General features: G+C 50.0%; 7 protein-coding genes. All 7 read right to left on the bottom strand.

Annotation, left to right across the window (positions count from 1 at the left end; genetic code table 11):
- Positions 1-36: 36 nt before the first annotated feature.
- Positions 37-1293: a GTPase HflX gene (gene hflX, locus CLOSYM_RS14850; protein ID WP_003507392.1), complete on the bottom strand. Its 1257-nt coding sequence runs from the start codon at positions 1291-1293 to the stop codon at positions 37-39.
- A gap of 44 nt (positions 1294-1337) precedes the next feature.
- Positions 1338-2117 (bottom strand): tetratricopeptide repeat protein, encoded by a 780-nt coding sequence (locus CLOSYM_RS14845; RefSeq protein WP_021642732.1) that lies wholly within the window; start codon positions 2115-2117, stop codon positions 1338-1340.
- 70 nt (positions 2118-2187) lie between these two features.
- Positions 2188-2619 (bottom strand): dUTP diphosphatase, encoded by a 432-nt coding sequence (locus CLOSYM_RS14840; protein WP_009296601.1) that lies wholly within the window; start codon positions 2617-2619, stop codon positions 2188-2190.
- A gap of 255 nt (positions 2620-2874) precedes the next feature.
- Positions 2875-4056 carry a sodium/glutamate symporter gene (gene gltS / locus CLOSYM_RS14835; RefSeq protein ID WP_003503538.1) on the bottom strand — a complete coding sequence of 394 codons (1182 nt, stop codon included), beginning with the start codon at positions 4054-4056 and terminating at the stop codon, positions 2875-2877.
- Positions 4057-4234: 178 nt separating this feature from the next.
- Positions 4235-7858 (bottom strand): response regulator, encoded by a 3624-nt coding sequence (locus CLOSYM_RS14830; protein ID WP_021642730.1) that lies wholly within the window; start codon positions 7856-7858, stop codon positions 4235-4237.
- 146 nt (positions 7859-8004) lie between these two features.
- A complete protein-coding gene (gene nrdG / locus CLOSYM_RS14825) occupies positions 8005-8496 on the bottom strand; it encodes an anaerobic ribonucleoside-triphosphate reductase activating protein (RefSeq protein ID WP_003503534.1) in 492 nt (163 codons plus the stop codon).
- Between the two features lie 42 nt (positions 8497-8538).
- Positions 8539-10671, bottom strand: a complete 2133-nt coding sequence (gene nrdD / locus CLOSYM_RS14820) for an anaerobic ribonucleoside-triphosphate reductase (protein ID WP_021642729.1) — start codon at positions 10669-10671, stop codon at positions 8539-8541.
- Positions 10672-10889: the final 218 nt, after the last annotated feature.

Raw genomic sequence — 10889 nt, 5'->3', positions numbered from 1 at the left:
GACGCGTCCTCCAACCTCAGTTAAATCTCCATATACTCAGGCCTCAGCCATAAGTCCGGCGTAAAGCTCTGTAGGCACATATGCCGTGACCAGGATCCCGTCATCCCGGTACTCCTCCGAGAGAAGCTGGCCGAATTTCCGGATTGTCTGAATTTTCCCGGCATCCTTATAGGTGTACAATTTTTCCAGAAAAATCTTACGCCCCCGGAGAATCGTCTCCAGAATTTCCGTAAGTTCTTCCAGGCCCTCGCCCGTTCTGGCGGAAATCTTCACCTGATAATCCGACTGCAGATCTTTTAAAATTACCTCCTGCTCCAGGCAGTCGATTTTATTGAAAACAGTCACAATTGTTTTATCTTTAATCTCCAGCTTACGCAGCGTCTCATATACAATATGGATCTGGGAATCCATCTGAGGGCTTACACAGTCCACCACATGAAGGATGATATCGCTGTACCGGGCCTCCTCAAGCGTACTTCTGAACGCTTCTATCAGGTGGTGGGGAAGCTTTCTGATGAAACCGACCGTGTCGGTCAGAAGAATCTTCTGTCCGCTGGGAAGTTCCATTCCCCTTGTGGTTGGATCCAGTGTGGCAAAGAGCTTATCTTCCGCCAGGATTCCGGCCCCCGTCAGTTTATTAAGGAGCGTCGATTTGCCCGCATTCGTATACCCGACAATAGCGGCAGATAACGTATAATTCCGATCCCTCTGCTTTCTCGCGACCTCACGGTGGCGCTTCACTTCCAAAAGCTCTGCTTTCAGCTGGCCAATCCTGTCGTGAATCAGACGGCGGTCCACCTCCAGTTTTTTCTCACCAGGCCCCCTTGTTCCGATTCCGCCGCCCAGACGGGACAGGGAATTTCTAAGACCCACCAGTCGGGCAGCCCTGTATTTAAGCTGCGCCAGCTCTACCTGTATCTTACCTTCGCTCGTCACGGCGTGGGACGCAAAAATATCCAGAATTACCATGGTCCTGTCCATAACCTTGGTATCCAGGGCATTTTCCAGGTTGCGCAGCTGTGCCGGGGAAAGTTCATCGTCACAAATCACCCCGGTGGCGCCCAGCTCAAAGACGCGCTCCCTGACCTCTTCTATTTTTCCTTTACCCAGATAGGTTCCCGGATGAATCCTCTCCCTGTTCTGGACTATCTTGTCCACCGTCACCGCTCCTGCCGTATCGGCCAGTTCCTCAAGCTCATCCAGGGACTGTCTTGTATCATCCTCGTCGGAGGTGCTGACCGCAATCAGAATCACGCGCTCCTCCAGCTCTTTTAAATCAATCAGTTCCGCCATGCTACCTCCTGTAACCCTGAGCCGTGCAAAATATCACGTTTTCCCTAACGGCTCTCCAAAAATGCAATCTCTTTTTCCAGCTCCGGCGTGGAACCGTACTTTGATACATAGTTTCTGAACGTTTCCAGAGCTTTTCCAAAATCTCCTCTTTTCTCATAGACCGCGCCCATGTTGTACATCATCTGCTGAACCTGTTCGCCATCCCCCAGCGCTATTCCCTGCTCAAAACAAGAAACCGCCTCATCAAACCGTTCTGCCGCCATCATGCAGAGTCCCATCTGATTATATATTTCCGGCCCGGATATGCCGCTCTCAATCGCCTGGCTGCAAAACCCGACGGCTCCGTCATAATTACCGGCCGTTCTGTATGCATCCGCTATGGAAGAGACTGCCACCGCCGCTCCGGCCGGAGCTTCTTTCCTGTCTTTCGCCGCCTCGGCTGCTTTTGCATAATCCTCCACTGCCGTGTCGGGATTTCCGGCCATGGCCTCGGAAGCGGCTTTATAATACAGATACTCCGGTTCTTTTCCGTCCACATCCGCAAGGATGCCGTACGTATGCGCCGCGGCCTCGTAATCCTCCAGCATAAATTCAGCTTCGCCCCTGTATTTCAGTATATCCAGTTCAAAGGCATTTACTACTCCGTCCGCTTCTTTGAGCGCCAGATCGAAGGATTCCACTGCGGACGCATAATCTTCATTTTTTACCTGTTCAATTCCTTTAAGCCTGGCCTCTTTCGCCGCCTTTGATTCCCCGCAGCCGCCCAGTATCAGGGCAGATGCCGTAATCACCACTGTAAGAACCATCGCTGCTCGTATTCTCATTCGTCCGTACCTCTTAAATTTCTAAACGGCGGCTCCCTCTCCCATCTGACCGGGGATGCGCCGCTGCCTGTCAGCTCCTGCCGGTGCTTCCGTGTCCGCCTCTGTCCTCATGTCCCAGTTCCGGCGCTTCCTCAAATTCAATTGCCGGCTGATGTTCCATGATACGGAACTGGCAGATCCGGTCGCCTGTATGTATCACCGTGTCTCTCAGGGCGTAAGCCGGGAAAAACCACTGGTCATTGTCACCGCAGTAAGTCTCATCGATCACTCCCATATGGTTCGTCTGGATAATTCCAAAGTTTTTAAAGGTGCTGCTCCTCGGAACAACGTGGGCCTCGTATCCCCGCGGAAGCTCCATGGCCACCCCGAGAGGAATCAGGGCAAATTCTCCCTTTTTTAATTCTACCTCCTCAGCCGCCCTGAGATCAATCCAGTCGGATTTTCCTGCTATATAATCGAGTTTTTCTATTTTGTCGGTAAAGTATTTAATTCTAATTCTCATTTTTTCTGTCTCCTTTTCTCTGCAGTGCAGATCAATTATATCATTCTTTTGGACTGCGGTAAAGTTTTTCCGGTTTTAGTTAAGCAGGCGGGAACGCCTCATTACCGTTCACACGGCTGTATTCCGCGCACAGGCCACCGCCTTCAACTGAAATAAGACCGGCAGGACATGCCGGTCTTACAGAGTAAATCTGGTTTAATTTTCAAGGCTGAGACAATTTCCCGGTCCGTTCCGGACGAGTCACCTCTCTTCAGCTTAAAGAACATTCATGAAGGTTGTAAGCACCATCGAGTTAAAGAAGTCGACAAACAGGCTGCCTACGAGCGGCACGATGAAGAATGCTCTCGGCGCCGGACCATATTTTTCCTGAAGCGCCCTCATATTTGCCATCGCGTTCGGCGTAGCACCCATGCCGAAACCGCAGAACGCAGTTGTCATAGCCGCGGCCTCATAATCGCGGCCCATGATATTAAATACCGCATAGTTGGCATACAGGAACATTACCACGGTCTGAACAAGCAGGATGACAATCATCGGAAGAGCCAGCGCGGCTAACTGCCACAGCTTCAGGTTCATCATCGCCATCGCCAGATACAGGTTCAGGGAGAGACCGCCCAGCGCATCGATTTCTTCCATCGGAAGGTCGGTGTTCTTCGCATCCCATATATTACGGATCGCCGCCGCACAGAGCATTGCTCCGATATAAGCAGGCATTGTAAGTCCAACATTTTTAAAGAAAGTAAAGATAATCGTACCGATACCGATTGCAACTGCCAAAAATGCGGCGGCATTGGTAAATTTCTGTCCGTCGATGGGAGATGCAGCCTCATCCACTGCGTTGCCTTCTGCCTTTGCCGTTGATTTAAGGCCAAGCTTCTCAACACGCGCCCTTGCAATCGGGCCGCCCATCATACTTCCTGATACAAGGCCATATGTAGCTGCTGCCAGCGCGACCGTAAGCGCTCCTGATACGCCATAGGTCTCTTCCAGAAGAGGCCCGAAAGAACCTGAAGTGCCATGTCCGCCTACCAGCGGCATGGATCCCATACAAAGACCTAAAAGCGGATCCAAACCAAATGCGGCTGCCAGTCCGCTTCCTACCGCATCCTGGATAATACACATTCCAACCGATAATGCCAGGAATATGAATACCTGAATGCCGCCCTTTTTCAAAAGCCGGAAACAAGCGGTAAATCCTACACTACAGAAGAATACGGTCATCAGGATCGTCTGAATCGTTGTGTCAAATGAGAACTCCAGGACTCCCGCCCCGTAAAGCGCCAAATGTAACAGTGCAAATACAATTCCTCCCGCTACCGGTGCCGGTATACAGTACTTGCTGAGAAACCCCAGCTTCTTTACCATAAACCTTCCCAGACAATAGACAAGTGCCCCCAACGCACAGGCCTGATACATGTCAAGCTGAATAGTCATCATACTAACTCCTCCTTCTCACTTACGTTTGATGTAATCATTTTTCTCCCGCCACTACAAAAAGCTACAGAATATTACACCACTTATCCGTTAAGGATATGATAAAGGAAAAGCCCGTATATCAAACATTTGTTTATCGTTTTCTTAACTTCACTTAACAAATCCACATTCAGAAGGCATTTCAGCGTAACAGTTCGGCAGCATTTACCGTCACGTCCTCCTCCTTCTCAAATATGAATTTATACAGTGTCTGGTACAGGCGGTCCGGGTCGATAGGTTTTGCAAGATGTGCATTCATTCCCGCCACTTTACTCTTTTCTATATCTTCATCAAAGGCATTTGCCGTCATTGCGATAATCGGAATATACGCCGCATCGGAATTGCTGAGATGGCGGATGCTCACCGCCGCAGTCAGTCCGTCCATCAGCGGCATCCTGATATCCATAAGGATTGCATCATAATAGCCCTCCGGGGATTTGCTGTAAAGCTCCATTGCGCGAAGCCCGTTCTCTGCCGTTTCCACAAAAAAGCCCTTGTTTTCCAGCAGCATGACCGCTACCTCTGTGTTGATGGCGTTATCCTCTGCCAGCAGCACGCGTTTCCCGGCAAAATTATATTCCGTCTTTTCTTCCTCCCGGCAGACCTGCTCCTCCTTCTCTCCCAGGGCCTTGGTAAAGGCAGAGACCAGGGATGACTTGAACATGGGCTTGCTCATCAGCAGATTCACTCCCGCCATCTTAGCTTCCTGTTCGATTGCGCTCCAGTCATAGGCCGTTATGATAATGATGGTAACATCGGGACCGACAATTCCCCGGATCCGGCGGGCCGTCTCGATGCCGTCCATCCCCGGCATTTTCCAGTCGATTAAAATCATGTCATAATATTTCTTATTTTCGAGGAGGGTTTTCACCCTCTCCACAGCCTTTTGTCCGCTGTCCACCCACTCGGCGGTCACTCCGATTTCCTTAAGCGTCACGATAGCGCTCTCACAGACAGCCACATCATCATCCACGACCAGCGCCTTCAGGCTGGAGAAATGGCATTCATGTTTTTTCTGGCGGTGCCGGAGCTTTTCATCCTCGGTAATTCCCAGCTTGACATCCACGGTAAACTCTGTTCCGAGTCCCTTGATGGAGCGCACGGTGATTTTTCCATCCATGAGATCCACGATGCTTTTTGAAATGGCAAGTCCGAGCCCGGTTCCGCCGTACAGCGACGTTGTACCCGTGGATTCCTGGGAAAACGGATCGAATATGTGAGGTAAATAATCTTCATCCATTCCAATCCCCGTATCATTGATTACAAAGCGGATCACCGCATCATTTTTCATTTTCCTTTTAACGGCTGCGGAAAATGTGACTTTTCCGCCCTCTCTGGTAAACTTGATTGCATTTCCCAGAATGTTGATAAGCACCTGCTGGAGTTTCATTGCGTCGCCGATATAATAATCGTCCAGCACCGGATCCACAATGCATTCATATTCCACATCTTTTACCGCAGCCTGGGAATAGCAGATGGAATTTATTCCGTTCAAAAATTCCTCCGTCGGAATCTTGTCATTCTTCAGGAGCATTTTCCCGCTTTCAATCCGGCTCATGTCCAGGATATCATTGATCAGGGAAAGAAGGAATCTGGATGAAATCCCGATTTTAGAAATACAGTCCGCCACCTGCTCGTCATTTCCCAGCGCCTGGGCCGCAATGGCAGTCATGCCGATGATGGCGTTCATCGGCGTCCTGATTTCATGGCTCATGCGGGAAAGAAAGTCCGACTTTGCCGCATTGGCCTGTTCAGCGGCAATCAGCGCGGAAGCAAGCTCCTCCTTCTGCCTCTGTTCCCGCCGCGCGACGTCCGTCACATCGGTACGCGTGATACATACTCTTCCCAGCTCTTTGCTGATATAAAACACCTGATATCGTTTAACCCGCACCGATCCGTCGTCCTCTTTCAATTCGAGTACAAAGCTGTAGGAATCCTGATTTTCAAGCTGTTCTTTCATGTAAGTAAAATTCATCTTGGCCAGATACTCTTCCCGCGCCGCTTCATCCATGCACCGGTCCGCTACATTCCGGAGCGCCTCCAGGTATTCGCCCTTTTCGGAGACCGTATTGGTCAGCCCATGTTTGAAGTTGATAATCCGCCGACTGCCTTTAACCATATCAACCTCTACAATGGCATCATAATCCAGGGAAGCGATTGTACCTAAAAGCTGCTCCTGGAGTTTTGCCTCCGTGATATCTTTAGTATAAAAAAATGCAATGACATCTCCAGTTTCGGGATGCAGGCAGGAGCTGAATCCGGTACTCCCCCAGAACAATTCCCCTGCTTCGTTCCTGCGGAGGAACTCAAAGCTGTAATTAACCTTTCCCGCCGCATAATCCGCCAATACCTTCTTCCGGTTCAGCGCGCAAAGAATATTCCTTCCATATTCCGCGTCCACCGCTGATGCCGCCAGATTTTCTATAATCTCATCGTAGGTTTCACCAATCCCTGCGATAGGCACCGCAGTGCTTGAAAGATAATTCTCCACCCGGTTTTTGCTGACATTCAGGCGGCCCTGAAGACAGCCTCCCACTGAAGAAATCTCTGCAAAATAAGACAGCTCCTTTTCGTAAAGCTCTCTCACATGCTTCTGAAGCTGTTTTTCCTCGGTAATATCGAGGCAGACGCAATAGAAATGTCTCTCACCCTGCAGTTCGGAGAACAGCTGGGCTTTGACCGACACCCATTTCACGCTTCCGTCCTTGCAGACAAGCCGGTTTTCATTATGTATCGTATTTCCGTGCAGCAGCTGGCTGCTCAGTTTGTCAGCCATCACGGCCAGATCCTCCGGATGAATGACTGCCGACATCCGGTTCCCCATGGCGGCAAACTCTTCCCGGGTATAACCTATATATTCAAATAGGCCGTCATTCGCGTCAATGACTGAGTAATCCGGGTCAAAGCAGCAGCGGAAGACAGCGCCGGGTATATTGTTATAAAGGTTCATTACCTCCTGCTGTGCGTGTTTCTGTACCGTTATATCAAGGCAAACCGAGGAGATGGCAAGACGGCCGTCCTCCGCAGTCACCACTCTTCCCAGATCGTGAACCCAGATATAAGAGCCGTCCTTTTTCTTCATCCGGTATTCCACCACATACCGGTCATTCTCTCTGATCTGGGACTCGACCTCTTCATCGACTCTCCGCCTGTCTCCCGGATGCATACAGTTGGACACCAGTCCGCCGATATCTTCGACAAACTCCTCCTCACTTTCGTAGCCGAGATAGTTTAACATCTGCTTATTGATAAAATAAAAGGGGAATCCCTCGCCGATATATCCCCCCATCATTCCGCCGGGTACGGACTCGTTCAGCAGTTCCTGCCTCTGTCTGGCAATGCTTTCCACCACAAGCGTCAGAGGATAATGCTCTCCCTCCCTCTGGCTGCTGCCCGGCTCGGCAAAATGAAGGCTCTTGATCCGCCAGCCGGATTCTTCCCTGACCATTGTGAAAAAGCCCCGCAGAAACCAGCCGTAAGTCGAATTCTTCAAACTCATGTTTACCGACAGATTATACACATTCTCTGTAACCGCCTGCTCATAAATGGCGGACCATTCACAGACAAACGGTTCCGGTATCTCTCTGATATCCTGATGAAGATATTCCCTCATCTCATCAATTCCCCTGGCAAACTCATTGTTACCGGTTCCCACAAAATCAATATCTTCCGTCAAAAAACGGGCTGCTCCCTCCGGGTCCCGCAATTCAAACCATCTGTGGCAAAACTCCTGTATTGTTTCTCTGATTATATTTCCGTTATCCATCTGCCGGCATTCTCCCTTTTATATACTTTCCGTTCCGCTCCCCTTTTTCAGGAATTATGTCGAAATAAGTATATCATTGATACCGGTATAAATCAACGGTGCCCTTCACAAAGCCTTCCCCGGCCAGTGCACACTGCCGTTTCCGTTTATTCCTGATGAAGAATCACTCTCTTTGCCTCCATGCTTTTCTTTACGCGGATTACGCGCTGATTTGAACTTCCTTTCCATTTCAGTGAGCTGTCCGCCAGCTCTTCCTCAAACCGGCCGTCTACCAGAACGTCTATAAGGCCGATATATGGAAGATCGTTTATCTCTTCCCAGGTATATCCCGTATAGAGCCATATGGTTTTGTCCGGAAACTCCTGCTTCACTTTCCTGATAAGCCTTCCCGTCTCTTCACGGTTTCCGGGATAGAGCGGGTCCCCTCCGCTGAATGTAATCCCTGAAACATAGCCTTTCTCAAGCTCCTTTGCAATCTCCTGCCACGCTGCTTCATCAAAAGGTATTCCCCCGTCCGCATCCCAGGTAACCGGGTTATGGCAGCCCTTGCAGCCGTGTTTGCAGCCTGCGGTCCAGAGGACAACCCGAAGGCCGTCCCCATTGAGCATATCGTCTTTTGTAATATTATGATAATGCATTTCTCTACTCCAATCTGTCAGTTCCGTTATCCCGCCCGTCGGCTACATGGATTTCCGTTCCGCTATCTCCGCCATTTTCGCCTCATTTAAGCGTGTATCCCCTTTTACACGGGAATAACTGAGGTACCCGTTCATCCTGTCTATTTTCGTCAGATTGCTGCTGCCGCAGGCCGGGCAGACATCCATATCCAGCTCGGAATGGCCGCAGTCGTCACAGTAGGAAAGAGAAAGATTGACTCCCTCATAAAATCCCATCTCCATCGCACGGCGCACCAGTGTCCTCACCGCTTCCAGGTTATAGTCGATCGGATATTTTACATACTGGATTTTTCCTCCGTTTGACAGCTCCCAGAAACGATATTCCAGATTCTGCTTCTGAATCGGGGAGATATCCTCCGTCACATGGCAGTGGAAACCATTGCTGACATACTCCCTGTCGGAAACATTTTCAATGATACCGTATTTTTTACGGAATTGCTTCACCTGAAGCCCGCAGAGGTTCTCGGCCGGCGTCGCATAAATTGCATACAGGTTGCCGTCGGCCTTCTTAAATTCCTCCACCTTCTCATTAATATGTTCCAAAACCTCCAGTGCAAAGCTGCCGTCCTCCACCAGAGACTTCCCGTTATAGAGCTGCTGCAGCTCGTTAAATGCAGTAATTCCAAAGGAAGCCGTTGCCGTCTTAAGGAGCGGTTTTATCTTGTCATGCAGACCCAGACGGCCTCCGTAAAATCCGCCTTCGCAGTAGGCCAGCGGGTTGGTGGAGGCCCTCATCTCGCCCAGATAAGCATAAGTCCGGATATGAATTTTCCGGATCAGCTCCAGATAATAATCAAGCACCTCATAAAAGCTGCGGCTCTCCTGCCTTGCCTTTGCAAGAATCATTGGAAGATGCAGGCTGACCACGCCGATATTAAAACGGCCCACAAACACCGGCTCATCCTTATCATCGGCCGGGGTCATGCCGCCCCTCTCAAACCAGGGGGATAAAAATGCCCGGCAGCCCATTGGTGAAATAATTTTTCCGTATTTTTTATATATGCCGGCAATATATCCCTCCCCGGTCAGAGAGAGCCAGTCCGGATACATGGTTTTTGCAGAACAGCTCAGACCGGCTTCAAATACATCCTCCAGCTCCCCTCCCGGCCCATGCAGGTTTTCATCATACAGAAATACCAGTTTCGGGAACAGGACCGGTTTTTTGCAGCCGGCCCTGCCCTCACCCTTTTTACGTACCTCCAGCATCGTGATTGTCGCCATTTTTGCAAAACGGCTTCTGCCCGTCCCTGCGGTCATTGTGATAAAAGGATAATCGCCGCGGCTGGAGGAAACAGAATTAAATTTATATTCCCATCCCTGGAAGCCCTGTTCCATATCGCGTTTGATATCGGCCATGGCCACATCCTCCGCCTTCCGGCAATCAAGTCCCAGGCCCCTGTATTTTTCCACGTATTTCCCATAAGACTTTTCCGCATAGGGAGCCAGGATTTCCTCCACGTTTGGCACCGTAAAACCGCCGTACTGCTGACTGGCGGCGCTCAGGACGATATCGCCGATTACATCGAACGCCACATCGAGAGTCTTCGGTTCATTATACCAGAGGTTCCCCATCTCAAAGCCGCCGCTCAGCACGTTTCTGACATCGAAAAGACAGCAGTTCATCGTATCGCGCCGCGCCGACATGTCATGGATGTAAAGATATCCGTCGCGGCAGGCCTGCAGTTCCTCCACCGTCATAAAGAACTTCTGGTAAAGCGATTTATTCAGTTCATTGAAAATCAGGCTCCGTTTCGTTGAGACCAGGGCGCTGTCGGTATTGCTGTTCTCCTTATCTCCGATATACATGATAGACTGGCTTTTCTTATATACATCATCCAGCATCTGTACAAAATCCTGTTTGTAATTGCGGTAATCCCGGTAGCTCTTGGCAACCGCCGGATTCACCCGTTCAAGCGCTCCCTCCACCAGATTATGCATCTGGAAGATCGGGATCCGGTTATCCTCGAGCTTCTCCACCTTTTCCTCCACAAACCGGCAGATAAATGTGATCTCGTCCTGAGAAAACCGGATCATTGCCCTCTCCGCCGACTTATGAACCGCCACTACCACTTTCTGGATATTAAAATCTTCCCTTGTCCCGTCTTTTTTGATTACCTTGATCTCTGAACCCGTCATCCTGCTCTCCTTTTATCTGTTGTCCTGCTCCCGTCCCGCTGCCGGGCCTTTTATTCCGCTGAAATTACGGTTTATAACTATATGTAGACATTTCATCCCGTATCCATCTATATACGGTGTCGTTTCAAAAAACTCACGGTACTTATCCTATCATTCCCCGCGGCCCCAGTCAAGCAAAAAAAAGAGGTTCTATACTGAATGTTGGGGTGTGCTGAAAA

The sequence above is a fragment of the [Clostridium] symbiosum ATCC 14940 genome, from assembly GCF_000466485.1.
Lineage (GTDB): Bacteria > Bacillota > Clostridia > Lachnospirales > Lachnospiraceae > Otoolea > Otoolea symbiosa.
The sequence above is the reverse complement of the archived record's forward strand: the minus strand, read 5'-3'. Positions and strand labels throughout refer to the sequence as shown.